Here is a 22,880-nt window from a genome sequence, read left to right on the forward strand (position 1 = left end):
CCCCCCCCCCCCCCCCCCCCCCCCCCCCCCCCCAAGCCTGGCTCCTACAAAGAGTGTGGTGCTTATTGGCGGTTGAGCATCACCGGCAGCTGCGCCACCAGTTTCTGGTTGTTCAGCGGTGCACGAATGAACCCGCGTTGAGTCCCGTCCGGCCCGATCACCGCGAGGTTACCGCTGTGGTCGACGGTGTAGTTCGGCTTGCTGGTGTCCGCCGGAATGAACGGAATGCTCACCGCGTTGGCCATTTTCTGAATGTCTTCGACCGAGGACGCGGTCAGCCCGATGAATTGCGGATCGAAGTAGCCCAGGTACTGCTTGAGTTGCTTGGGCGTGTCGCGGTTCGGGTCGACGCTGACCAGGATGATCTGCAATTTATCCAGCGCATCCGCTGGCAGTTCGCTCTTGATCTGCCGCAGCTGGGCGAGGGTGGTCGGGCAGATGTCCGGGCAGAAGGTGTAGCCGAAGAACAGCAGACTCCACTTGCCTTTCAGTTCGTTGACTGCCACTGGCTTGCCGTCCTGATCGGTCATCTTCACGTCCGGCAGGTTACGGCTTTGGGGTAGCAGGATGATCCCTGCATCGATCAGCGCCGTCGGGTCGCCCTGGTTTTTTCCGGTCAGTACTTTATTGACGGTCAGGCCCAGGATCAGCGCGATCAGGGCAACGAGGATGAAGACGGTTTTCTGGGTTCGAGTCATAGGATCAACAGTAAGTAGTGGTCTACGAGCAGCGCGATGAACAGCAGGAACAAGTAGTAGATAGAGTACTTGAACGTGTTGATCGCCGCGTGCGGCCGAGTGCCACGGTACAGCACCACGGCCCATTGCAGAAACCTTGCGCCCAGTAAAAGGGCGCACATCAGGTAGAGCACGCCGCTCATGTGGATCACGTAGGGCATCAGGCTGACGGCCAGCAACGCAAAGGTATAAAGCAGGATGTGGACTTTGGTGTAGTGCTCGCCATGGGTCACCGGCAGCATCGGAATGTCAGCCTTGGCGTATTCCTCCTTGCGGTGAATCGCCAGCGCCCAGAAGTGCGGCGGGGTCCAGGCGAAGATGATCAGCACCAGCAACAACGGTTCGGCGCCGACATGACCGGTGGCGGCGGTCCAGCCGAGCAGTGGCGGGGCAGCTCCGGCGAGGCCGCCGATGACGATGTTCTGCGGCGTCGCGCGTTTCAGGAAACCGGTGTAGACCACGGCATAACCGAGCAAGGAGGCGAGGGTCAGCCACGCCGTCAACGGGTTGGTGAAAGTCAGTAGCAAGGCCTGGCCGAGCACCGCCAGCACCAGGGCGAAGGTTAGCGCAGCGGCTGGAGACACCCGGCCTTCGGCCAGAGGCCGTTTGTGGGTCCGGGCCATGACCGCGTCGATGCGTCGATCCACCACGTGGTTGACCGCCGCGGCACCGCCGGCACACAAGGCAATCCCCAGATTGCCGAACACCAACACCGTCCACGGCACCCCGGCGCGGGTCGCGAGGAACATGCCGACCAGCGAGGTGATGAGCATCAGCACCACCACTTTCGGCTTGGTCAGTTCCAGGTAGTCTCGCCAAATGGCCTGACTGTGACGTTCGCCGATCAGAGTCGCCATGGCATCTCTCCTTTTATTGTTATGGGCCCGGCCGAGTGTTTACGCAGGCTTAGACGCCAGCGCCGAGGGGGCTGATGCTTGACCCGAACAAGGCTGGTTCGCGCGTGATAATTGACCAGCACCATTGTCAGCAACAGCGCTGCACCGCCGGCGTTGTGGGCGACGGCCAACGGCAGCGGCAAGTGGAACACCACGTTGCTGATGCCCAGGGTAATTTGTGCGGCCAGGGCGATCAGCACCATGGCGGCCAGGCGCGTCATGCCGACGACCTTCAGTTGCCAGGCCAGACCGAGCAGAACAAAGGTGACCAGTAACGCGCCGATGCGGTGAGTCAGGTGAATCGCAGTGCGGGCATCGCTGTCCAGTTGCCCGCCCAGATAATTCGGGCCGATGTGTTGGGTCAGGTGAAAGCCGTTGGCGAAATCAGCCGGTGGCAGCCATTGGCCGTGGCAGGTCGGAAAGTCAATGCAGGCTACTGCTGCGTAATTAGAGCTGACCCAGCCACCGAGGGCGATCTGCCCGATCACCAGCAGCAAGCCGGCGGTTGCCCAGTATTGCAAGCGCCGAGGCACAGTCAGCGCCGGCAATACGCCGGACAGGCGCAAGGTCAGCAGAAACAACAGGCTCAAGGTCGCAAAACCGCCGAGCAAATGCCCGGTGACCACTTGCGGCCAAAGCTTGAGCGTCACCGTCCACATGCCGAAAGCCGCTTGGCCAATGACCAATGCCAGCAGGAACAGCGGCAACTTCACCGGCTGCCCCGGATGATGACGATGGACCCAGGCGCGGCCCGCCAGCACCGCGATCAGTAGCCCCAGCGTGCCGGCGAAGTAGCGATGGACCATTTCGTTCCAGCCCTTGTGGGCTTCCACCGGAGTGTCTGGAAAATGCAGTTCGGCATGAGCCAGCTGGGCTTCGCTTTGCGGCACGCTGATAAAACCGTAGCAGCCGGGCCAGTCCGGGCAGCCGAGGCCGGCGTGGGTCAGGCGTGTGTAAGCGCCGAGCAACACCACAATCAGTGCCAGCAAGGTGGCAAACAGCGCGAGGCGAAATCCAGGTTTGGCCATGACGATGCCCTTATCCGATGTTCGACAGTTTCAGCAGGTGGCGCAGGTCGTTGAGCAGGTCCTTGCCCTTCACCGTCGGGTCGTAACGCAGCACCAGATTGCCGTGAGGGTCGATGATCCACAGGTGCGGCGTCTCATTGCCCTGAGCGCCTTTGGTGTAGGTCGGCAGGTCCAATGCATAGCGTTGCAACTGCGGGTACTCGCGTTGAAGTTTAGTCTCGTAATCGCTGTTCAGCGGCTGAGCGATGGCCAGCGCATGGCTGGCGCGGGCAGCATCGCGACCAAGGCCGATCTGGAGTTGCCGCGCCAGATAAACCAGCTGCTGGCAGTCCACCGAACAGTCCTTCGGCGCTGTCACCAGCAACTGCCAGCGTTCTTCTTGCGCCTGTACGCCAATGTCGGCGCGGGTCTGGCCGTTGCCGATCAGTTCACCGTGATAACTGCGGCCTTCGGGCACCCAGAACTGCAATTTGTACATGCCGGTGGCGAGGATCATCGGACCGATCACCCCCAATAAAATCAGCAACAACTGCAAGCGTCCGCGCCGTCGATTCACCGGTGTTTTCGCCTCAGACATGCCGGGTGGATTCATGGCCACTCCCATTATTGTTCTCCTTTGCGTTGTGCCATCCGAGATAGAAATAGAGGCCGAACAGTGCGATCGCCAGGGCGAACCACTGCACGGCGTAAGCCAGATGCTTTTCCGGCCCCATGGCCACCACCGGCCAATCGGCCCGGTAGGTCGCAGGGCCACTTTGCGCGCGTAATTCGTAGGCGAAACCGTCACGCTCAAGCGCCGTCCACAGCCTGGCCGGTTCAACGGCAGTGATCAGTTGTGGCCAGGTCGTGGTGTTGGGGTCGGCGTGCAACTGGAACGTTGCGCCGGGGGAGACGTAGACCCAGGCGTCGAGGCTCAATGCCTCAATCGGTGTGGTGAATGATGGCGGTGTGCGCCGATCCGGCCACGGCAGCCAGCCGCGATTGACCAGCAGCCAGAGCCCGGTGGCCTGATCCTGAAACGGTTGCAACAGCTCGACCCCGACCTTGCCGTCGCGCTGCCGGTTATCCAGCAGCAGGCTGTGGTCGGCATCGAACTGGCCGTGCAGGCGAACCCGGCGGAAGGCCGGATCTGCGGTGTGTTGCAGCTCAGTGCTGGCCATCGGTTCGGCTGCCCGGCGCTCGGCGTAATTTTGCAGCAGCGCGCTTTTCTCCGCGCCCCGGCTCAACTGCCAGAAGCCGAGCGACACCAGCAAGGGCAGCAGCACCGCGACCACCAGAGTCGGCACGAGGCCCGGCCGGAAGCGCTTCATGGCGTCGCCAAAAAGTCGGTCGTCGCGATAGCTATACTCACATGCATCGCCTGTCCCCCGGAGTGTCACCATGCTCAAAGCAGCCATCGTCCTGATGCTGATTGCCACGGTTGTCAGCCTGTTCAGCGGCCTGTTTTTTCTGGTCAAGGACGACAGCAGCTCGAATCGTCTGGTCATCGCCTTGAGTATTCGTGTTGCGCTGGCCGCTGCCACTGTCGGCTTGATTGCCTGGGGTTTTTTCAGCGGCCAGTTGGTGTCCCACGTGCCTTGGTAGTCATGAGTACCAGGCTCAAAGTACGTAGACGAAAACGAACAACCCGATCCACACCACATCCACAAAGTGCCAGTACCAGGTCGCCGCCTCGAAGCCGAAATGGTGGTCGGCATTGAAGTGCCCGCGCATGATGCGCATCAGCATCACGAACAGGATGATGGTGCCGATGGTCACGTGGGCGCCGTGGAAACCGGTGAGCATGAAGAAGGTCGCGCCGTAGATGCCGGAACCCAGGGTCAGGCCCAGCTCGTGGTAGGCGTGCAGGTATTCTTTGGCTTGAAAGCCAAGGAACCCGCAACCGAGCAACACCGTCAGCAGCAGCCAGATTTTCAGTGCGCCGCGATGGCCATTCTTCAAGGCGTGGTGAGCGATGGTCACGGTGACGCTGGAACTTACCAACAGCACGGTGTTGAGCAGCGGCAGGCCCCAGGGGCTGATGACTTCCTTGGGGGGAGGAAAGAGTTTCGAGTCCGGGTTGTTCAACAGTGGCCAGGTGAATTCGAACGTCGGCCACAGCATGTGGGCGATGCCTTTGGTGCCTTCACCTCCCAGTGCCGGGCCCGCGATGTTGCGCACATAAAACAGCGCACCGAAAAAGGCCAGAAAGAACATCACTTCCGAGAAAATGAACCAGCTCATGCCCCAGCGGAACGAGCGGTCGAGTTGCGGGCTGTACAACCCCGCGCGACTCTCCTTGACCACCGTCCCGAACCAGCCGAACAGCATGTAGGCCAGCAGCAGTCCGCCGACGAAAAAGATCAGCGGGCCATGGGATTCCGGCCGCGCAGCCTTCAGGTCATTGAACCAGGTGCCCAGGCCGAACACCGTGACCAGCATGCCGACCGTGGCGATGATCGGCCATTTGCTCTGGGCTGGAACGTAATAATGTTCATGAGTTGCCATTTATTGTTCTCCTTATCGGGCACGCTTTAACGCCTAGCCACCCGTGCTTGCTGCAACAGCCACGGGCGGATGACGTGCGGTGATATCGAACAGCGTGTAGGACAGCGTCAGGTGCTTCACATCCTTGGGCATGTCGCGGTCAACGATGAACCGTACTGGCATCTCGATGCGTTGACCGGGCTGCAGCACTTGCTGGGTAAAGCAGAAACATTCGGTCTTGTGGAAGTACGCGGCCGCATTACTCGGCGCGATACTCGGCACCGCCTGGGCGCTCATTGGCCGGTCGGTGGGGTTGTGAGCGATAAAAATCATCTCGTTCACCGCCCCGGGGTGAGCGGTCAGCTCATCCGTCTTGGGATAGAAGTCCCAGGGCATGTCAGCGGCGTTGGTCGACAGAAACTGCACGCGAACCTGCCGCGAGGCGTCGACCGTTTGCTCGCCTTCATATTGCCCGGCGGTTTTGCCATTGATGCCGAATGCCTTGCACATCACGTCGTAGATCGGCACCAGGGCAAAGCCGAAGACAAACATCGCCGCCACCACCAGCAACAGGCGGGTGACCAGTTTCTTCATCGAGATCGAGTCAGCCATGATTTCTAACCTTTACGCATAACCCGCTAGGAGCAGGCCCTTGTGGCGAGGGAGCTTGCTCCCGCTGGGTCGCGAAGCGGCCCCAAAAGTTTTGCGTCTGCTTCGCAGCCGAGCGGGAGCAAGCTCCCTCGCCACAAAAGCTCGCTCCCACAAAGGCCAGGGCGTTCATTTCACTTCCGGCGGTGTGGTGAACGTGTGATACGGCGCGGGCGACGGAATGCTCCATTCCAGGCCTTCGGCACCATCCCACGGCTTGGCCGGTGCCGGCTCGCCGCCGCGAATGGTCTTGATCACGATGAACAGGAAGAAGATCTGCGTGGCACCAAACATGAACGCGCCGATCGACGACACCATGTTGAAGTCGGCGAATTGCAGGTTGTAGTCCGGAATCCGCCGCGGCATGCCCGCCAGGCCCACGAAGTGCATAGGGAAGAACGCCATGTTCATGCCGATGAAAGACAGCCAGAAGTGCAGCTTGCCGAGGGTTTCGTCGTACATGTGGCCGGTCCATTTCGGCAGCCAGAAGTAAGCCGAGGCGAAGATCCCGAAGATCGCCCCCGGCACCAGCACGTAATGGAAGTGCGCGACCACGAAGTAGGTGTCCTGGTACTGGAAGTCCGCCGGGGCGATGGCCAGCATCAACCCGGAGAATCCGCCAATGGAGAACAGGATCACGAACGCCACGGCGAACAGCATCGGCGTCTCGAAGGTCAGCGAGCCTTGCCACATGGTGCTGGCCCAGTTGAACACCTTCACGCCGGTCGGCACTGCGATCAGCAGCGTGGCGTACATGAAGAACAACTCGCCCACCAGCGGAATGCCGACCACGAACATGTGGTGCGCCCAGACGATGAATGACAGGAAGGCAATACTGGCCGTGGCATAGACCATCGAGGTGTAGCCAAACAGCGGCTTGCGCGAAAAGGCCGGAATGATCGAGCTGACGGCACCGAAGGCCGGCAGGATCATGATGTACACCTCGGGGTGACCGAAGAACCAGAACACGTGCTGGAACAGCACCGGATCACCGCCACCGGCGGCACTGAAGAAACTGGTGCCGAAGTGGATGTCCATCAGCATCATGGTCACGCAACCGGCCAGCACCGGCATCACCGCGATCAGCAGAAACGCGGTGATCAGCCAGGTCCAGACGAACAGCGGCATTTTCATCAGCGTCATGCCGGGGGCGCGCAGGTTGAGGATGGTCGCGATCACGTTGATCGCCCCCATGATCGAACTGATCCCCATCAAGTGGATGGCGAAGATGAAGAACGTCACGCTTTCCGGCGCGTAGGTGGTCGACAGCGGTGCATAGAAGGTCCAGCCGAAGTTCGGCCCGCCGCCGGGGGTGAACAGGGTCGATACCAGCAGCAGGAACGCGGCCGGCAACAGCCAGAAACTGAAGTTGTTCATTCGCGGCAGGGCCATGTCCGGCGCGCCGATCATCAACGGGATCATCCAGTTGGCGAGGCCGACGAAGGCCGGCATCACCGCACCGAACACCATCACCAGGCCGTGCATGGTGGTCATCTGGTTGAAGAACTCAGGCTGGACGATTTGCAGTCCCGGCTGGAACAGCTCGGCACGAATCACCATGGCGAACGAGCCGCCCAGCAGAAACATGGTGAACGCAAACCACAGGTACAGCGTGCCGATGTCCTTGTGGTTAGTGGTCAGCACCCAGCGCATCAGGCCTTTGGCGGGGCCGTGGGCGTGGTCGGTGGCGGTATGAACATGTTCATCGATTACAGCAGTCATGTCCTGTCTCCTGCAAACAGATGGGCTGGGCAAGTCGGGGTGCGTAGCCCCGACCGGTTCCGTACGTGCGCAATAGACCGGGTCATTTGCTTTCCGCCTGTTTCATCTCCAGCACTTCTTTAGGCGTGACCATGTCGCCCTTGTTGTTACCCCAGGCATTACGTTCATAGGTCACGACTGCCGCGATATCGACTTCCGAGAGTTGCTTGCCGAACGCCGCCATCGCGGTGCCGGGCTTGCCGTGGAAGACCAGGCTCAGGTGAGCCTCTTTCGGCCCGGTGGCGATTTTCGAGCCCTTGAGTGCCGGGAACATCGGCGGCAGGCCCTGGCCTTCGGCCTGGTGACAGGCCACGCAGGTGGTGTGATAGATCTTGTCGCCGCGCTCCTTGAGCTCGTCGAGGGTCCATTCCTTGCTGGTCAGCTCTTTGAGTTGCGCGGCTTCCGCCTTGCGCTCACCGAGCCATTTTTCGTAGTCGGCCTTTTCCTTGACCTCGACCACGATCGGCATGAAGCCGTGGTCCTTGCCGCACAGCTCGGCGCACTGGCCACGGTAGATGCCGGGTTTGTCGACACGGGTCCAGGATTCATTGACGAAGCCCGGAATCGCGTCGCGCTTGACCGCGAAGGCCGGCACCCACCAGGAGTGGATGACGTCGGCGGAGGTCACCAGAAAGCGCACCTTGGCACCGATCGGCAGCACCAGCGGCTTGTCGACCTCCAGCAGGTAATGTTCGCCCTTGGCTTCTTTGTTGTGGATCTGATCGGCGGGGGTGGTCAGGTTGCTGAAAAATTCGACGTCCTGACCCAGGTATTTGTAATGCCATTTCCACTGATATCCGGTGACCTGGATATCGATATCCGACTCGGTGTTGTCGTACATCTTGATCAGTGTGGCGGTTGCGGGAACCGCCATGGCCACCAGGATAAGCAGGGGCACGATGGTCCAGAGGATTTCAACGGTGGTGCTTTCATGAAATTTAGCGGCCACCTGCCCGGTCGAGCGGCGGTGGATCATCATCGACCAGAACATGGCGCCGAAGACGATGATGCCGATCACCACACAGATCCAGAAAATGGTCATGTGCAGATCGAATACTGCGTGACTGATCTCAGTCGCTCCAGGCGCCATATTGACAGTCCAGGCCGCTTGCGCCTGACTGAAAATCGACCACAACAGGAGGCCCATCCAGACATGTGGATGTCGCATCATTGCGGGTTCCCCTTATCGTTCTTGTTATCCCGTAGGCGTAACGCCTGCGGCAAGGGAGCGGCTTTTTCAGACCACGAACTTGAATCGCCGAGCCTTGCTGCATATGCAGTCGGGTGTCATCAGCTAACTCCATTCAGAACCGAGTATAGACAGCGACTGCCACCTCGCAACGCGACGGCGTAAATCAACTGAAACAGCCCGGACTTGCGTTCCAGGTCACGAATGGAGAAGGATGTAGACGAGTGGTGGCAAATCGATATAACTATGATGTCTCAAGGATGAAATAATTATGACAAATGCGTCTTAGCCTTTTTCTTAAGCCAGCTAAGTTATGTCTTCCCTATTTCATTGCCTTTGTTTCCTGGAGTTTTCATGAACACCGCCGCATTGCGCGAGCAGATCCAACAAGCCCAACAACATGAGGCCGAGACCGGCCAACTGACTCGTCAGCTGGAAACCCAACTGCCGCACCTTCACTCCGCCATCCAATTGCCGGATGTCGACGCCAACGGCGTGATGACGCGTTTTGTGGCCGCGTATATTGAACAAGTGCCAGACCTGCTGGATGCAGCCAATGAAGTTGCCAGGGAAGCGGGTATCGAATCGCAGATCAAGCCGGTATTGAAAATCGCCGAGCAGTTTTTCCTCCAGCCGCCGGCGATCATGGCCGGTCACGTCGGCCTGGACAGCCTGCTGGACGAAGCTTATCTGGCGCACCGCCTGGTCGAAGAGGTCAACGACCTGTACATCAAGCATTTTGGCCAGCCATTGATCCCCTTGGACATGACTGTTGCCAACCTGATTGCCCACCAACTGATTGGCGAGGAGTTTGCCAATCAACTGGATGAGGCGGTGCATCACGCGGTGGACGAGATGCTTAATGATGAAAGTTTCGCGCTGGAGTCGGTGGAGGCCTACCGCGAGAAACTCAACAGCCCGGACACCGGCGCCGCGTGGAAGCGCTGGCCGTGCCTGTCGCGCCAATTGGGCGTGGAGTTGGAGCTGGATCAACCAGCTGCGTAAGTCTATGCAACCCCTGTAGGAGCGAGGCTTGCCCGCGAAGGCTGCCTGACATTCAACATTGATGTCGACTGACACACCGCCTTCGCGGGCAAGCCTCGCTCCTACAAGTGGTTTAACCGGCGGAACCTACGCCCGTCGTGGTACGCAACCGCCCTTCAAGCCTGCGCTTCAACCCCCGCGCTTCAATTAACAGCTTCGAACCCTTGGCCGCATTGGCCCGGCCCCACTCCTCCAGCAACTCAAGGCACGAGTGATCGATGTAGCTCAGGTTATTGAGCGGCACATGCACCGTCGCGCCTGCCGGGATGCTCCCCAGCACCTGGGTCAACGCCGGTACCTTGAGGAAGGTCGCCGCCCCCACCAGTCGAAGCTCCATCTCGCCGTCCGCCGGCAGATCGATCAGGCTGATTTTCAGGCGCGAAGCCTTCCAGGCCAGTTTGGCCAGCGTCAGGCCGAAGCCGATCAGCACACCGGTCAGCAGGTCGGTGAAGATGATTGCCAGTGCGGTCGCCGCATAGGTGAACATCGGCATCCGGCCATAACGGCCCAAGCCGCGAAAGGCTTTGAGGTCTACCAGTTTGAAGCCGGTGTAAACCAGCACGCCCGCCAGACTCGCCACCGGAATGCTTTGCAGCACGCTCGATAGCAGCAGCACGAAAGCCAACAACCACAGGCCATGGAACACTGTCGACAGGCGGGTGGTGGCGCCGGCTTGAACGTTGGCCGAGCTGCGCACGATCACCCCGGTCATCGGCAGCGCGCCGAGTAGACCACACAACATGTTGCCCACACCTTGTGCCGATAATTCGCGGTCGAAGTCCGAGCGTTGACCGCTGTGCATGCGATCCACGGCGGCGGCCGAGAGCAGGGTTTCGGCGCTGGCGATAAAGGCCACGGCGAAGGCGGCGATCAGCAGGGTTGGGTCAGCCAGGTTGAGCAGATCCGCCGGACGTAGCCAGTCGATGGCCTCCGCCAGGTTGGCCGGAACCTCCACACGTTTGACCTGCAAGGCAAGCGCCAGGCTGGCGATCGTTGCCAGACCGACCCCGAGCAATGCACCGGGAACGAAACGCAGGGAGTGCGGGCGGAATTTTTCCCACAGCCACATCACGGCAATGTTCGACAGCCCGAGCAAACCCGCTTGCCAGCCAAACGAAGGCAAAGCCTGAATCACCGCAGCGGGGAAAGCCGCCAGGTTATCCAGCCCCGAGGGCTTGGGCACGGCATCGAGCATCACGTGCACCTGTGACAGCACGATCAACACACCGATACCGGCGAGCATGCCGTACACCACAGCCGGCGCCGTGACCCGAAACCAGCAACCCAGTTTCAAGCGCCCGGCCACCAATTGCAGAAAACCTGCCAGCAAGAGAATCGGCCCGAGCATGGCGATACCATGCTGGCGCACCAATTCGAACACCAATACCGCCAGACCCGCCGCCGGGCCACTGACTTGCAGCGGTGAACCGGCAAGCCAGCCAACCACCAGCCCACCGATGATGCCGGTGATCAGGCCTTTGGCCGGTGGCAGCCCTGAGGCGATGGCGATGCCCATGCACAAAGGCAGGGCAACCAGAAACACAACCACCGAAGCCAGTAGCTCCCGTGGCAGAACAGCTTTTAATTGAGCGGCAGGCATGGTGACTCTCCCGAAGTTTTCTTCAGGCATGGCGAAGCCGGGCTGCTTGATCAGCAGCCTCGGCTAAACCACACAGGGACCTGGTGACCTGTCTCGCAAACGTAAGTTGTGAGACAGGCTACGAAGAGGATTTAGAAGCGCGCTTTGGGCGTCGCCACCGGAATTGGATGACTGCCGTCGAGCGGCAGGAAACAACCCTGATCCGCGTCGTAGGCTTTGATTTCGCTGGTTTCGATGTTGTACACCCAACCATGGATAAACAGCTGACCGTTGGCCATGCGCGAGGCCACCGACGGGTGCGTGCGCAAATGCTGCAACTGAGCGATCACATTCTCTTCGGTGAGGATGTGCATGCTCTCGTTTTCGTTGGTGCAATGGCAGTTGTCCTGAACCATGGTTTTTGCCACTTCCGCATGGCGCAGCCAGGCTTTGACCGTCGGCATCTTCTCCAGGCTCTGCGGGTTTAGTACCGCGCGCATGGCGCCACAGTCGGAGTGGCCGCAGATGATGATGTGCTGCACGCCGAGCGCCAGCACTGCGTATTCGATGGCTGTGGAAACACCACCGTTCATTTGCCCATAAGGTGGCACGACGTTGCCGACGTTACGGGTGACGAACAGGTCGCCGGGGGCGCTTTGGGTAATCAGTTCGGGAACAATGCGCGAATCGGCGCACGCGATGAACATCGCCCGAGGCCGCTGGGCCGTGGCGAGTTTTTTGAAGAGTTCTTCCTGCTGCGGAAAGATCTCGTGATGGAAGTGCAAAAAGCCGTCAACGATATGCTGTAGCGCTGCATCGGCGGTTTCCGCCTCGGGTTGGGCTGAAGCCGACGCAGCCAACGGCTGTTTATCCTTGTCACTCATGATTCATCCTCTTTGGCGGAGTCAGGGAATTTTCCCGTTTTGTCCGATGTGAAGCCAGTGGCTGTTTAAAAAACATCCAGGTCAAGAAATCAGACCCGTCAGTCACTCGATGAACAAGGTAGCGACCGAAGCTTAACTCAAACTGAATCAAATGCTCTAGAACGTGCGTTCCAGGTCATAAGAAATATGACCAGCTTGAACACGACATGCTTTTTTCACTACTCCACCATAGGTCCAGTTGTCCTTAAATCAATGACATCTGGCGACCCGGCGGACAAAAGGCTTTGCAGTCCAGATCGAAACCTTCCCGACGGTTGAGCCCCAGGCGCTTGATGGTTTTGGCAAAACGCTGCGCCAGCAAATCGGCAAACGGCCCTTCACCGCGCATACGGGCGCCAAACCGACTGTCGTAAAGCTCGCCACCACGGCTCTGACGGATCAGGCTTAGGACATGAGCTGCACGCTGAGGATAGTGGGCTGCCAGCCACTCTTCGAACAAGGGTGCCACTTCCAGTGGCAATCGCAACATCATGTAGGCCGCACTTTGCGCTCCGGCCGCATGAGCTTCGGTCAGCAGGCTTTCGAGCTCGTTGTCGTTGATCATCGGAATCATCGGTGAACACAAAACGCCCACCGGAATCCCGGCTTCGCGCATCACCCGGATCGCCCGAAGTCGCGCCTTGGGCGCAGCAGCACGGGGTTCGAGGATGCGTTTGAGCTCATCGTCCAGGGTGGTGAGGCTGATCATTACCGCCACCAGCCGTTGCCCGGCGAGTTCGGCCAGCAAGTCCAGATCGCGCAGAATCAGCGAGCCCTTGGTGATGATGGTCACCGGGTGGCGGTAGCGCAGCAGTACCTCGAGCGTCTTGCGGGTGATTCTGTGTTCACGCTCGATCGGCTGATAAGGGTCGGTGTTGGAGCCCAGGTTGATCGGCGCGCATTGATAGCCGCGCCTGGACAGTTGTTCTTCCAGCACATCGGCGGCGTTGGTCTTGGCGATCAGTTTGGTTTCGAAATCCAGCCCTGGTGACATATCCCAGTAGGCGTGACTGGGCCGTGCGTAGCAATAGATGCAGCCATGCTCGCAGCCGCGATAGGGATTGATCGAACGGTCGAAGGGCAAGTCCGGCGAGTTGTTGCGAGTAATGATGGTTTTCGCCGTCTCGATGCGCACCTCGGTTCCTTGGGTGATAGGCACTTCCTGATACCAGCCGTCATCCTCGGCCACCGAACGGATCGGCGCGAAACGGTTGTGTGGGTTGGTGGCGGTACCACGACCGCGGGGTGGCAGAGGCGTGTTCATCGATAAAGGCCTGGTGGCTGTACGTGCATACAGTATCAAGGGGTAAGGCAACAAGCCAGTACCGTTCGGCAACTGAATGTCCGAGATGATATAAACAAACTAACGAGATAAGTTTCTGGATCAAGATAGTTTCGCAACAGTCACCGCTGGAAACATGTGCCAAGTAGCGTGATCACAAAGACTGACAGTACTATCCATGCCACACGAAGTTGTCGTGGATTAATCATTAAAAGGAATTAGTAATGTCGTTTTTAAATCAGCGCGGTATTTTTTTACAACTGTTGGCCCCCAGCATAACCAATCCTCGCGAAGCACGAGTATCGATGCAGCTTGCCCGTAAAGAGCTGGAGTGGGATGCGGTAAATGAAGTGCAGACAGAGGCACTGGTCGATTCCGTCTATGTGACAGCGGTTTCCAGCGATAGTGGTCAGTCCTTCACGATCAAGACCATTAACAGCGATGTGGACGGTGATGGCGATATCGATGGTGACGACAAGGCCAAACTGCTGGCCTTGGCCAAGGCTTATTCCAGTATCGTAAATCCCTGAAGTTGATAGTTGTTGCCAGGCCTGCATGAGACTCCAGGCAGGCCTGGTTTTATCTGCGTCTATTAACTCAAGCCTTTGCCGGATAGTGTCTCTCAGTCAATTAGCGATGTCGGACAGTCCGGCTGACCCGAATGACAACCAGCCTCTGGCATTTGCTGTTCTATTCACGATTCTTTGACAGCGGCCTCACAGGTCTTTGACTGTCCCGAGTTCAGGCTATCGATCACTTATCCACCACTTCACGGTCGCCTGAGCATGTCCCTACTGCGCCTTCTACCTGCGACGTTTCTTTTGTCGCTGGCCGCACTTTTCAACCTGACGCTGGCTCACGCTGACGACGCTGTTCTATCCCGGCCTGCGGACTGGGCTCAATCGGTGGAGGTTCAGTACAACCTCTATCAGATGTCCCCGACCCTCTATCGAAGTGCATTGCCGGACAAGGGGGCGGTGCCGTTGTTGGAGAAACTCAAGGTCGCCACCGTCATCAACTTCCTGCCTGAACCGGACTCAAGCTGGTTGTCCAAACCCGGAATCACCCAGATACAGCTGCCCTACCGCACCAATCATGTGGATGACAGTGATGTGCTCAAGGCCCTTCGCACGATTCAGACCGCCGAGGCCAAAGGGCCTGTGCTTATGCACTGCAAACACGGCTCGGATCGCACCGGCCTGATGGCGGCGATGTACCGGGTGGTGGTGCAGGGCTGGAGTAAGGAAGATGCGCTGAGTGAAATGACTCAGGGCGGTTTTGGCGATAGCACCCACTTCAAGGACGGCATTCGCTACATGATGCAGGCCGATGTCGACAAACTTCGTACGGCGCTGGCCAATGGTGATTGCAGCACAAGCCCGTTTGCCATGTGTTCGATGAAGAGTTGGTTCAACTCGGCTCACATCGAGTAATCGTGCCTCAGCTACCTACTGCGACTGGGAAAAGATCCTCGGCAAGCGGCCGTTCCAGAAACGCCTCTAGAGATAACAACAGAGAGTGTGAATCCCCAGGTGAAAAAATGGCTTCGCGAAAGGCCTTACCTGTTTGGATATTGAAAACCCAATCCCGCTCAAAGCGTTTGAAGGCTTCGGTGGCTAATACATCTGACCAGTTGTAGGCGTAAACCGAGGCGCCGTAACCGGTCACCATATAATCGAAACTGTTGGCGAGCCGGCTATAGGAAGACAGTTTCAAGTGAGGAATTTCCCGCTGTACGTCTTCGAATACCCGCTGAACGCTACGGCCATCACCTTGAGATCGGTGCAATTGGAAATCAAATAAGCCAGCCATCAGCAATCGGGCTGTCTGCCAGTTGCCATGGGCTTGAAGCGATGTCAGTGCTTTATCGATTTGAGCCTCGGTCAAGCGTTCACCGGTGCGGTGGTGGACCGCCAGCCACTGTAGAAACTCTCGTGAGAAACACCAGCGTTCGAATAGTTGGCCGGCAAATTCCGCCGTGTCGCGTCCCAGCTGGGAGATGCCTGAAAGGGTGTAATGCGGTGAACGAGTCAGGGTGTGGTGCAGGCAGTGGCCAAATTCATGGAAAAGTACCCGCAGATCCAGATGGGTCAGCAAACAAGGTTGATCAGCCAAGGCCTCAGTGAAGTTGGCGTGAATAACGGCAATTGGCAGGGTCAACCGGCCTTCGGCGTCCACTCGCCGGTTGCGCGGTGTTGCGGTCCATGGAAAGTCAGGGGCCTCCTTGCGATGGAACGGGTCGAGGTAAATATGCCCGACCACCTGCCCGTGCTCGCTGACTTCAAACAGACGGACGCTGTCATGCCAGCGACTGAACGTTGTTTGTTCAACGATCCGGATTCCGAACATGCGCTCGCTGAACAGGCAGATTCGGCGCAGGGTTGCGTCCAGGGGAAAATAATCGCGCAGGCTTTTCAGGGGCGTATCCAGGTATTGTTGACGCAGCTTTTCGGCGAGAAACTCGTGGTCCCAGGGCTGTACCTCAGCGATACCCTGGCTGGCCGCGAAAGTCTTGAGCGTTTGCGCATCCTCCTCGAAACTCGATGTTTTAAGCGCCACTTGTCGACGCAGGAATCCGCTGACCTGTGCGGTTGAGTCCGCCATCCGGTTCGCCAGGCTCAATTGGGCAAAGTTTTCATACCCTAGCAGTTGGGCTTTGCGATGACGCTGAACCAACAGCGATTTCAATACCGGTCCATTATCGAATTGTCCGGCGTGCGGGCCCTGATCGGAGGCTCGAGTGCTGAAGGCAACGAAATACTCTTCACGCAGGGGGCGGTCTTCGGCGTAGGCCATGACTTGATTGTAGGTGTCCTGATCCAGGGTTATCAGCCAGCACTCATGCCCAGCCTGCCGTGCGTTGAGTGCCAGACGATCTTTGGTCGCCAGGGGTAAACCGTTGAGTTGAGCGACATTGTCGATACGCTTGCTCCAGGCCGAGCTTGCATTCTCCAGGTGCATTAAGAACAGGCTCTCGAGCGCGCTGATTTCGCGATTCAGGTGAGCAAGTTGTTGCTGTTGATCGAGGGGCAACTCGATTCCGGAGAAACGAAACCTGCGTAGAATCTTGTTCAGCACGGCTTTGCGAGACTCATCGAAACTTGCGGCGATCGGGCTTTGTGCAAGCTTTTGATAGGCCCGGAACAGCGCCTGATTGCTCATTTTTTCGGTTTTGTACTGCGCCACGGCATCGCGACATGTACCGCTTGCCAACTCCCAGGTGTCACCGTCGTGCTTCACCATCGCGAGGGTTTCGATGATTCCCATGGTTTCAGCCAGGCGTGCATCGCTTTCATCGATCGCCAGCACAAGGTCGTCCCAGGTCGGGAATGTTGATTGGCTGGCGATAATGTCGAAAATGGCCTGACGGTTGTCGCTGACGATTTTTTCGATGGCCGGCACGAGATGCTCGGCGCGAACGTGCGAATAGGGCGGCAGGTCCCAGTACTGCAGAAGCGGATTGGTATCTGGCATGGTGTCTTCCTTGACTGGAGGCTGAATGTGGTCAGCCTAAAAGGAAGCGCAGGGGAAAGGTGGTAGATAGATACCACCTTCCACGGGAGTGAAAGGTGGTGTTCCAGTCAGTTTTGCTCGTCAGGCTTTTTCTTCAGCTTCGGGTTCGGGAAGAACTGCACGGCCTGAACCTTGGCGTCCGGCACCTTGAGTGCTGAGGTGTTAACCCGGGTGCCCAATTCCTTGGGCACCGACAGGCCTTGTTCATTCAGCGTGTCGGAATAACCGCAGGCCACGCATTCGCGATGCGGAACGGAGTCTTCGTTCCACATCATCAACTTGTCGGGCTCGCTGCAGGCCGGGCAGACCGCCCCGGCGATAAAGCGTTTTTTGGTAATCACAGGTCCCTCACTCATGCTGCCGCGTCCTCGGTCAGGCCGCTGTGGCGCAAGAGTGCGTCAATCGATGGCGCCCGGCCACGGAAGTCGACGAACAGCACCATCGGTTCCTGGGAACCACCTCGAGCCAGGATCGCTTCGCGGAACGCACGACCGGTCTGGGCATTGAGCACGCCGTCTTCTTCGAATTTCGAGAAGGCATCGGCCGACAATACCTCTGCCCACTTATAGCTGTAGTAACCCGCCGCGTAACCACCGGCAAAGATGTGGGCGAAGCTGTTGGGGAAACGGTTGTAGGCCGGCGGACGCATGACCGAAACCTCATCACGTACGCCTTCGAGCACTTGCAGTACGCTGCGGCCGTCACCGTGAGTGGCGTGCAGCTCGAAGTCGAACAGCGAAAACTCCAGTTGGCGGACCATCATCAGGCCGGACTGGAAGTTCTTCGCTGCGAGCATCTTCTCCAGCAGATCCTGAGGCAGCGGCTCGCCGGTTTCGTAGTGACCGGAAATCAGTGCCAGACCTTCCGGCTCCCAGCACCAGTTTTCCATGAACTGGCTTGGCAGCTCGACCGCATCCCAGGCCACGCCGTTGATGCCGGACACGCCAGCGTGCTCGACGCGGGTCAGCAGGTGGTGCAGGCCGTGACCGAACTCGTGGAACAGGGTGGTCACTTCGTCGTGGGTCAGCAGGGCTGGTTTACCGCTGTCGGCCGGGGTGAAGTTGCACACCAGGTTCGCCACCGGGCTTTGCAGCACGCCATTGATCGTGCGGCGGTGATCGCGGGCGCCGTCCATCCAGGCACCGCCACGCTTGTTGGCGCGGGCATAGAGGTCGAAGAAGAAGCGGCCGACGTGCTGGCCGTTTTCCTTGATTTCGAACAGGCGAACGTCCGGGTGCCAGGTATCGAAGCCTTTCAGCTCGGCGATCTCGATGCCGTACAGGCGCTGGACTATCGCGAACAGACCACCCAAAACCTTGTCGATCGGGAAGTACGCGCGAAGGGTTTCCTGGGCAACGCTGTAGCGCTGCTCGCGGAGTTTTTCACCGTAGAAACCGCTGTCCCAGCTTTGCAGGTCCGGGCAACCCTGTTCGGCGGCGTAGGCCTTGAGCTGTTGCAGATCCTGGGCGGCAAACGGTTTGCTGCGTTTGGCCAAGTCGCGCAGGAAACTCAGCACCTGATCGTTGGACTCGGCCATTTTGGTCGCCAGGCTCAGCTCCGAGAAGCTGGCGAAGCCCAACAGTTTTGCCAGCTCCTGACGCAGGTCGAGGATTTCTTCCATGACCGGGCTGTTGTCATTCTGCCCGGCATTCGGGCCTTGGTCCGACGCACGGGTGCAGTAGGCGGCGTAGACTTCTTCGCGCAGGGTACGGTCCTGGGCGTAGGTCATCACCGCGTAGTAACTCGGGAATTCCAGGGTGATCAGCCAGCCGTCCAGGTCCTTGGCTTGCGCGGCGGCGGCCATTTGCGCCTTGGCCGAATCGGTCAGGCCGGCGAGGGCGGCTTCGTCGGTGACGTGCTTGGTCCAGGCCTGAGTGGCGTCGAGCAACTGGTTGGAGAAGCGACTGCCCAGCTCCGACAGTTTGCTCTGCACGTCGGCGTAACGTTTTTGTTCGGCTTCAGGCAAGTCGATACCCGACAGGCGGAAGTCACGCAGGGCATGCTCCAGGATGGTTTTCTGCGCCACGTCGAAACCGGCGGCCTCAGGGCTGTTCGCCAGCGCTTCATAGGCCTGAAACAGTTCACGGTTCTGGCCCAGCTCGGTGGCGTAGGCGCTCAGGGCCGGCAGGCAGGACTCGTAAGCCTCGCGCAGTTCAGCACTGTTGCACACGGCATTGAGGTGGCTGACCGGGCTCCATGCGGCGCCCAGACGATCGTTGAGTTCGTCCATCGCCAGCACCAGGCCAGCCCAGGTTGGCTGTTTGCCCTGGGTTTTGAGGATGTCGACGATGGCGGCGCGGTTGTCAGCCAGGATCTTTTCAATGGCCGGTTGCACGTGTTCGGCACGGATCGCCGAGAACGGCGGCAGGTCGTAGGACTGCAGAAGAGGGTTGTTCACGCTCACGGTTGGCACCTTGGCTGGAAAACATGCGGGAAGAAACATGCGCCCATCTTAATTACAATCGAAGCTCACCGCAGCTATCGGCAACAGAGAGAAACCCTATCGTGACCCTTCGCAAGTATCAGAACTACACGCCGCTGCTGGGCAAAGGCGCTTTTGTCGACGGCTCGGCAGTGGTGATCGGCGACGTCGAAATCGGCGAAGACAGCTCCGTCTGGCCGCTGACGGTGATCCGCGGCGACATGCATCGCATCCGGATCGGTGCGCGCACCAGCGTGCAGGACGGCTGCGTGCTGCACATCACCCATGCAGGGCCATTCAACCCCGATGGCTTTCCGTTACTGATCGGTGACGATGTAACCATCGCGCATAAAGTCATGCTTCATGGTTGCGCCGTGGGCAACCGGATTCTGATTGGCATGGGCAGCATCGTCATGGACGGTGCGGTAGTCGAGGACGATGTGATCATCGGCGCCGGTAGCCTGGTGCCACCGGGTAAGCGCCTGGAAAGCGGTTTCCTTTATGTCGGGAGCCCGGTGAAGCAGGTCCGGCCGCTGACGGACAAGGAAAAAGCCTTTTTCACCTACAGCGCGGCGAATTACGTGAAGCTCAAGGATCTGCATCTGGTCGAAGGCTACGACCAGCTCTAAACCTCTTGATAACGAAAAGCGTCTGGCCATTGCTCAGGAATTTCCATGCATTACCAAACCGTATTGTTCGACCTCGATGGCACGCTGACCGACCCGCGCGAAGGCATCACCCGCTCCATCCAGTTCGCCCTGAGCAAACTGGGTATCGATGAATCGGACTTGACCAGGCTCGAACATTTCATTGGCCCGCCGTTGTTACAGGCGTTCATGCAGTTCTATGACTTCGACGAGCCCAAGGCCTGGGAAGCAGTGAACTTCTATCGTGAACGCTTCAAGGTTACCGGCCTGTATGAAAACCGCGTGTTCGACGGGGTTACACCGCTATTGGAAACCCTCGGTGGGCAAGGGCGGCAACTGTACATCGCGACCTCCAAACCATGGGTTTTCGCCCGGGAAATTGCCCGGCACTTCGACTTCGCCAAGCATTTCAAGATGATTTATGGCAGTGAGCTGGATGGCACGCGGACCAACAAGGTCGAGCTGATTGCACACTTGATGGTCGAAGAAGGTTTGGACCCGGCTAATACGCTGATGATCGGCGACCGTAAGCACGATCTGATCGGTGCTCGTAGCAATGGGCTGGACGCGGCAGCGGTGGGTTATGGGTTTGGCAGCCGGGAAGAATTGAGCGCCGAAGCACCGGCGTATCACTTCGAGACGCTGGATGAGTTGCATCAGGCGTTTCTGCAGCGTTGATCAAATCCCTTCGCGGGCAAGCCCGCGAAGGGGCCTGTTCATCCACCGGAATTTGCTGATCCTGCCAACGCCCTCAACGCCGCCTTGCGCTCTCCAACCGGCAACGCGCCCACCTTCTCCACTGCCGCATAAAACCTCACCCAATCGCCATCGACCTGCCTGAACAGTGCGGCAAACGCTGGTACCCACTGGTCATACAAACCAAACGGCAATAATCGGGCGTTGTTCATCGGGGCGTTGATCCACGCATCGTAGCGATTGTTGCCAGCCCATTGGCTGCTGCGCAGGGTCCTGTACTCACGGCGCAGTTGTTCGAACTCCGCCGCTTTTCGCTCACGCATTTGGTCGGCCGGCAGCGGCAGGGCATAAAGCCGTTCAAGCCGGGTGCGGGTGTCCAGAATCAACTGGATGAACTGGTCGCGTTGGCGTACCAACGCTCCATTATCCGGCGGCATGTCTCGGAATGCGCGCCATTGGCGAGTGCCTTCCTGTTCGACGAACGTGGCGAAGGACTCGTTGAACTCGGTGTCGTCTTTCACATAAAAACGTTGGTGGGAGAGTTCGTGGAATATCAGCGTGGCCAACCGTTCGTCGCCCCAACCCATCATCGAGCTAATGATCGGGTCGTTGAACCAACCGAGCGTCGAATAGGCCTCGACGCCGCCGATCGACACGTCCATACCTTGCAGGCGTTGCAAGGCGGCCTCACCGCGGGCAGCGCTCTGACTGTAAAAGCCGCGATAAGCGACGCAGCCGGCGACAGGGAAGCAATGGTTCTGCGGCTTCAGTGAAAACTCCGGCGTGGCGAAGACATTCCAGACTACAAACGGTCGGCCGATGTCGGCGTACAAGCGGTAGCTCTGGTTGTCCGGCAGATGCAGGTGTTGGCTGGCGAACGTTCGGGCCTTTTGTGACTGGGCCAGATGCGCACGCAATTGCCGATCGCGGGCAGGGTCGGCAATCACACTGGCAACCGGCTCCCGAGCCCGCAGCAAGTGCAGCTGACCACTGGCCAATTGGCCGTAATAGCTGATGCTCGCGCAGCCGTTGAGCAACAAAAGAATCACACCCGGAAACAAAATGCGTAAAACGCGATCAAGTAACCCAAGGCTTGGACGCGGCCTGATCAAAATAAAAAAATCCCTGGAAAGTCTGCCCGCAAGACTATCCCGCCTATTGGAGCTCCGCTATGCGCAAATTGATGCTGACGGGAGGCCTGCTGATGCTGGCCGGCTGTGCCGGATTGCCTACCCCTGATCCTTCCCAGGCCTGGATCGATCTGGACTCACGGCAGGAAGATACCGCGCTGCAAGCGCTGGAAGTCGATAACAAGACTTCCATCGACAAGCGCTACTTCCAGGTGCAGCCCGGCAGCCATGAGCTGAAGGTTCGCTACTTGTTCGCGGTCCAGCCGACCAACATTGGCCCCGACGCCGAGCCGCTGTGGCGCGACTGCCAGTTGAATGTGAAATTCAAGGACTTCAACGCCGGGCAGCGGTATCAGCTGCAAGCGGGGAATATCGGCTTTCGGCCGTGGGCAAAGCTCTATGACCAGCAGCGAAAAGTGATTGGGCAGGGTAAGCCCGCGGGCTGCCAACGTACCTGATCGGCGCTATGCTGAATGACCAGTCCTTGGGATATTCATCATGCGCAGGTTGTTGCTGTTGCTCGCTGCAGGTGCCTTTGTCGGCTGCACGAGTCCGTTGCCTGCGGTCGATCCGCAGATGGCCTGGGTCGACTTCGCCACGCCGAGCCCCGGCGGGAAACTACTGATGGCCGAACGGCTGGACAACCAGCGGTTGCGCGATGGTCGTTACTTCCAGGTCACCCCGGGTAGCCATGAGCTGATAGTGCGTTTCGATTTTGAAGTATTTAGCGGGGGCTTGGGCTTGATGAACGGTCCGCTCGAGCGGTTGTGCTACCTGACCATCAATTACGACCATTTCGAGGCCGGCCAGCGCTATCTGCTGGAAGCTCGCTCCATAGCGTTCACCCCCAGCGCCCGGCTGTATAACGCCAAGCGGGAGATTGTCGCCGAAGATCGCGAGAGCTACTGCCTCATGTGAG

Annotated in this window: 24 protein-coding genes; 8 read left to right on the forward strand and 16 right to left on the reverse strand. The window is 58.9% G+C overall.

The window, feature by feature from the left end; genetic code table 11:
* Positions 1-62 precede the first annotated feature (62 nt).
* From AC1RO5_RS06685 to AC1RO5_RS06705, 5 genes are read right to left on the reverse strand one after another with little or no spacing between them, the layout of a single operon-like run.
* On the reverse strand, positions 63-698 hold the full coding sequence (locus AC1RO5_RS06685; RefSeq protein WP_493173754.1) for an SCO family protein: 636 nt from the start codon (positions 696-698) through the stop codon (positions 63-65).
* Positions 695-1,594, reverse strand: coding sequence for a heme o synthase (gene cyoE, locus AC1RO5_RS06690; protein ID WP_493173756.1), 900 nt, complete (start codon positions 1,592-1,594; stop codon positions 695-697). Before cyoE ends, AC1RO5_RS06685 begins: the two co-directional genes overlap by 4 nt.
* Positions 1,582-2,661: a COX15/CtaA family protein gene (locus AC1RO5_RS06695; RefSeq protein WP_493173758.1), complete on the reverse strand. Its 1,080-nt coding sequence runs from the start codon at positions 2,659-2,661 to the stop codon at positions 1,582-1,584. Before AC1RO5_RS06695 ends, cyoE begins: the two co-directional genes overlap by 13 nt.
* A 10-nt stretch (positions 2,662-2,671) precedes the next feature.
* Positions 2,672-3,265, reverse strand: a complete 594-nt coding sequence (locus tag AC1RO5_RS06700; protein ID WP_493173760.1) for a PA_0111/PP_0108 family redox-active disulfide protein — start codon at positions 3,263-3,265, stop codon at positions 2,672-2,674.
* Positions 3,231-3,971, reverse strand: a complete 741-nt coding sequence (locus tag AC1RO5_RS06705; RefSeq protein WP_493173762.1) for an SURF1 family protein — start codon at positions 3,969-3,971, stop codon at positions 3,231-3,233. The genes AC1RO5_RS06700 and AC1RO5_RS06705 overlap by 35 nt, the downstream gene beginning before the upstream one ends.
* 70 nt (positions 3,972-4,041) lie before the next feature.
* Here AC1RO5_RS06705 and AC1RO5_RS06710 point away from each other — a divergent pair, with 70 nt between their 5' ends.
* A complete protein-coding gene (locus tag AC1RO5_RS06710) occupies positions 4,042-4,245 on the forward strand; it encodes a twin transmembrane helix small protein (protein ID WP_019651201.1) in 204 nt (67 codons plus the stop codon).
* A gap of 15 nt (positions 4,246-4,260) precedes the next feature.
* Here AC1RO5_RS06710 and AC1RO5_RS06715 read toward each other — a convergent pair whose 3' ends face one another.
* The 4 genes from AC1RO5_RS06715 to coxB all read right to left on the reverse strand — a co-directional run bounded on the left by AC1RO5_RS06715 (position 4,261) and on the right by coxB (position 8,707).
* Positions 4,261-5,148 (reverse strand): cytochrome c oxidase subunit 3, encoded by an 888-nt coding sequence (locus AC1RO5_RS06715; protein WP_493173764.1) that lies wholly within the window; start codon positions 5,146-5,148, stop codon positions 4,261-4,263.
* 33 nt (positions 5,149-5,181) lie between these two features.
* On the reverse strand, positions 5,182-5,739 hold the full coding sequence (locus AC1RO5_RS06720) for a cytochrome c oxidase assembly protein (RefSeq protein WP_493173766.1): 558 nt from the start codon (positions 5,737-5,739) through the stop codon (positions 5,182-5,184).
* A 165-nt stretch (positions 5,740-5,904) separates the two neighbouring features.
* Positions 5,905-7,497 carry a cytochrome c oxidase subunit I gene (gene ctaD, locus AC1RO5_RS06725; protein WP_493173768.1) on the reverse strand — a complete coding sequence of 531 codons (1,593 nt, stop codon included), beginning with the start codon at positions 7,495-7,497 and terminating at the stop codon, positions 5,905-5,907.
* 82 nt (positions 7,498-7,579) lie between these two features.
* Entirely contained in the window at positions 7,580-8,707 is a 1,128-nt protein-coding gene (gene coxB / locus AC1RO5_RS06730; protein WP_493173770.1) for a cytochrome c oxidase subunit II, read from the reverse strand.
* A 372-nt stretch (positions 8,708-9,079) separates the two neighbouring features.
* On the opposite strand from coxB, the gene AC1RO5_RS06735 reads away from it, so the two are divergent.
* Positions 9,080-9,730 (forward strand): hypothetical protein, encoded by a 651-nt coding sequence (locus AC1RO5_RS06735; RefSeq protein ID WP_493173772.1) that lies wholly within the window; start codon positions 9,080-9,082, stop codon positions 9,728-9,730.
* A gap of 112 nt (positions 9,731-9,842) precedes the next feature.
* On the opposite strand, the gene AC1RO5_RS06740 is transcribed toward AC1RO5_RS06735, so the two are convergent.
* The 3 genes from AC1RO5_RS06740 to AC1RO5_RS06750 all read right to left on the reverse strand — a co-directional run bounded on the left by AC1RO5_RS06740 (position 9,843) and on the right by AC1RO5_RS06750 (position 13,535).
* Entirely contained in the window at positions 9,843-11,369 is a 1,527-nt protein-coding gene (locus AC1RO5_RS06740) for a SulP family inorganic anion transporter (protein WP_493173774.1), read from the reverse strand.
* 131 nt (positions 11,370-11,500) lie between these two features.
* Positions 11,501-12,232 (reverse strand): carbonic anhydrase, encoded by a 732-nt coding sequence (locus AC1RO5_RS06745; RefSeq protein ID WP_493173776.1) that lies wholly within the window; start codon positions 12,230-12,232, stop codon positions 11,501-11,503.
* Positions 12,233-12,476: 244 nt separating this feature from the next.
* The gene (locus AC1RO5_RS06750) at positions 12,477-13,535 is read right to left on the reverse strand and encodes a PA0069 family radical SAM protein (protein ID WP_493173778.1); all 1,059 of its coding nucleotides are present in this window, start codon (positions 13,533-13,535) and stop codon (positions 12,477-12,479) included.
* A gap of 242 nt (positions 13,536-13,777) precedes the next feature.
* Here AC1RO5_RS06750 and AC1RO5_RS06755 point away from each other — a divergent pair, with 242 nt between their 5' ends.
* The gene (locus AC1RO5_RS06755; protein ID WP_493173780.1) at positions 13,778-14,083 is read left to right on the forward strand and encodes a hypothetical protein; all 306 of its coding nucleotides are present in this window, start codon (positions 13,778-13,780) and stop codon (positions 14,081-14,083) included.
* Between the two features lie 255 nt (positions 14,084-14,338).
* Positions 14,339-14,986, forward strand: a complete 648-nt coding sequence (locus AC1RO5_RS06760) for a dual specificity protein phosphatase family protein (protein WP_493173782.1) — start codon at positions 14,339-14,341, stop codon at positions 14,984-14,986.
* Between the two features lie 7 nt (positions 14,987-14,993).
* On the opposite strand, the gene AC1RO5_RS06765 is transcribed toward AC1RO5_RS06760, so the two are convergent.
* The 3 genes from AC1RO5_RS06765 to prlC all read right to left on the reverse strand — a co-directional run bounded on the left by AC1RO5_RS06765 (position 14,994) and on the right by prlC (position 19,509).
* Complete coding sequence (locus AC1RO5_RS06765) at positions 14,994-17,027, reverse strand: M3 family metallopeptidase (protein ID WP_493173784.1); 2,034 nt, start codon at positions 17,025-17,027, stop codon at positions 14,994-14,996.
* A 107-nt stretch (positions 17,028-17,134) separates the two neighbouring features.
* A complete protein-coding gene (locus tag AC1RO5_RS06770; RefSeq protein ID WP_493173786.1) occupies positions 17,135-17,422 on the reverse strand; it encodes a YheV family putative zinc ribbon protein in 288 nt (95 codons plus the stop codon).
* Positions 17,419-19,509 (reverse strand): oligopeptidase A, encoded by a 2,091-nt coding sequence (prlC, locus tag AC1RO5_RS06775; protein ID WP_493173788.1) that lies wholly within the window; start codon positions 19,507-19,509, stop codon positions 17,419-17,421. Before prlC ends, AC1RO5_RS06770 begins: the two co-directional genes overlap by 4 nt.
* A gap of 62 nt (positions 19,510-19,571) precedes the next feature.
* Between prlC and AC1RO5_RS06780 the strand changes: the two genes are divergently transcribed.
* Positions 19,572-20,117, forward strand: coding sequence for a gamma carbonic anhydrase family protein (locus tag AC1RO5_RS06780; RefSeq protein WP_493173790.1), 546 nt, complete (start codon positions 19,572-19,574; stop codon positions 20,115-20,117).
* Between the two features lie 45 nt (positions 20,118-20,162).
* Positions 20,163-20,813, forward strand: coding sequence for an HAD family hydrolase (locus AC1RO5_RS06785; RefSeq protein WP_493173792.1), 651 nt, complete (start codon positions 20,163-20,165; stop codon positions 20,811-20,813).
* A gap of 38 nt (positions 20,814-20,851) precedes the next feature.
* Here AC1RO5_RS06785 and AC1RO5_RS06790 read toward each other — a convergent pair whose 3' ends face one another.
* Positions 20,852-21,943, reverse strand: a complete 1,092-nt coding sequence (locus tag AC1RO5_RS06790; protein WP_493173793.1) for an aminopeptidase — start codon at positions 21,941-21,943, stop codon at positions 20,852-20,854.
* A 59-nt stretch (positions 21,944-22,002) separates the two neighbouring features.
* On the opposite strand from AC1RO5_RS06790, the gene AC1RO5_RS06795 reads away from it, so the two are divergent.
* Both AC1RO5_RS06795 and AC1RO5_RS06800 read left to right on the forward strand, forming a co-directional pair.
* Complete coding sequence (locus AC1RO5_RS06795) at positions 22,003-22,419, forward strand: PA0061/PA0062 family lipoprotein (RefSeq protein ID WP_019651186.1); 417 nt, start codon at positions 22,003-22,005, stop codon at positions 22,417-22,419.
* A gap of 40 nt (positions 22,420-22,459) precedes the next feature.
* Positions 22,460-22,879: a PA0061/PA0062 family lipoprotein gene (locus AC1RO5_RS06800; RefSeq protein ID WP_493173795.1), complete on the forward strand. Its 420-nt coding sequence runs from the start codon at positions 22,460-22,462 to the stop codon at positions 22,877-22,879.
* The last annotated feature ends 1 nt before the right edge of the window (position 22,880 follow it).

This window comes from Pseudomonas sp. GW822-FHT02G04 (assembly GCF_058802085.1).

Excerpts from the sequence above, each read along its gene's own strand:
- AC1RO5_RS06765 (WP_493173784.1), bottom strand. The coding sequence starts at position 17,027 with ATGCCAGATACCAATCCGCTTCTGCAGTACTGGGACCTGCCGCCCTAT.
- ctaD (WP_493173768.1), bottom strand. The coding sequence starts at position 7,497 with ATGACTGCTGTAATCGATGAACATGTTCATACCGCCACCGACCACGCC.
- AC1RO5_RS06685 (WP_493173754.1), bottom strand. The coding sequence starts at position 698 with ATGACTCGAACCCAGAAAACCGTCTTCATCCTCGTTGCCCTGATCGCG.
- coxB (WP_493173770.1), bottom strand. The coding sequence starts at position 8,707 with ATGATGCGACATCCACATGTCTGGATGGGCCTCCTGTTGTGGTCGATT.
- AC1RO5_RS06795 (WP_019651186.1), top strand. The coding sequence starts at position 22,003 with ATGCGCAAATTGATGCTGACGGGAGGCCTGCTGATGCTGGCCGGCTGT.
- AC1RO5_RS06785 (WP_493173792.1), top strand. The coding sequence starts at position 20,163 with ATGCATTACCAAACCGTATTGTTCGACCTCGATGGCACGCTGACCGAC.
- cyoE (WP_493173756.1), bottom strand. The coding sequence starts at position 1,594 with ATGGCGACTCTGATCGGCGAACGTCACAGTCAGGCCATTTGGCGAGAC.
- AC1RO5_RS06735 (WP_493173772.1), top strand. The coding sequence starts at position 9,080 with ATGAACACCGCCGCATTGCGCGAGCAGATCCAACAAGCCCAACAACAT.
- AC1RO5_RS06755 (WP_493173780.1), top strand. The coding sequence starts at position 13,778 with ATGTCGTTTTTAAATCAGCGCGGTATTTTTTTACAACTGTTGGCCCCC.
- AC1RO5_RS06750 (WP_493173778.1), bottom strand. The coding sequence starts at position 13,535 with ATGAACACGCCTCTGCCACCCCGCGGTCGTGGTACCGCCACCAACCCA.
- AC1RO5_RS06705 (WP_493173762.1), bottom strand. The coding sequence starts at position 3,971 with ATGAAGCGCTTCCGGCCGGGCCTCGTGCCGACTCTGGTGGTCGCGGTG.
- AC1RO5_RS06720 (WP_493173766.1), bottom strand. The coding sequence starts at position 5,739 with ATGGCTGACTCGATCTCGATGAAGAAACTGGTCACCCGCCTGTTGCTG.
- AC1RO5_RS06740 (WP_493173774.1), bottom strand. The coding sequence starts at position 11,369 with ATGCCTGCCGCTCAATTAAAAGCTGTTCTGCCACGGGAGCTACTGGCT.
- AC1RO5_RS06700 (WP_493173760.1), bottom strand. The coding sequence starts at position 3,265 with ATGGGAGTGGCCATGAATCCACCCGGCATGTCTGAGGCGAAAACACCG.
- AC1RO5_RS06800 (WP_493173795.1), top strand. The coding sequence starts at position 22,460 with ATGCGCAGGTTGTTGCTGTTGCTCGCTGCAGGTGCCTTTGTCGGCTGC.
- AC1RO5_RS06770 (WP_493173786.1), bottom strand. The coding sequence starts at position 17,422 with ATGAGTGAGGGACCTGTGATTACCAAAAAACGCTTTATCGCCGGGGCG.
- AC1RO5_RS06760 (WP_493173782.1), top strand. The coding sequence starts at position 14,339 with ATGTCCCTACTGCGCCTTCTACCTGCGACGTTTCTTTTGTCGCTGGCC.
- AC1RO5_RS06695 (WP_493173758.1), bottom strand. The coding sequence starts at position 2,661 with ATGGCCAAACCTGGATTTCGCCTCGCGCTGTTTGCCACCTTGCTGGCA.
- AC1RO5_RS06745 (WP_493173776.1), bottom strand. The coding sequence starts at position 12,232 with ATGAGTGACAAGGATAAACAGCCGTTGGCTGCGTCGGCTTCAGCCCAA.
- AC1RO5_RS06715 (WP_493173764.1), bottom strand. The coding sequence starts at position 5,148 with ATGGCAACTCATGAACATTATTACGTTCCAGCCCAGAGCAAATGGCCG.
- AC1RO5_RS06710 (WP_019651201.1), top strand. The coding sequence starts at position 4,042 with ATGCTCAAAGCAGCCATCGTCCTGATGCTGATTGCCACGGTTGTCAGC.
- prlC (WP_493173788.1), bottom strand. The coding sequence starts at position 19,509 with ATGTTTCTTCCCGCATGTTTTCCAGCCAAGGTGCCAACCGTGAGCGTG.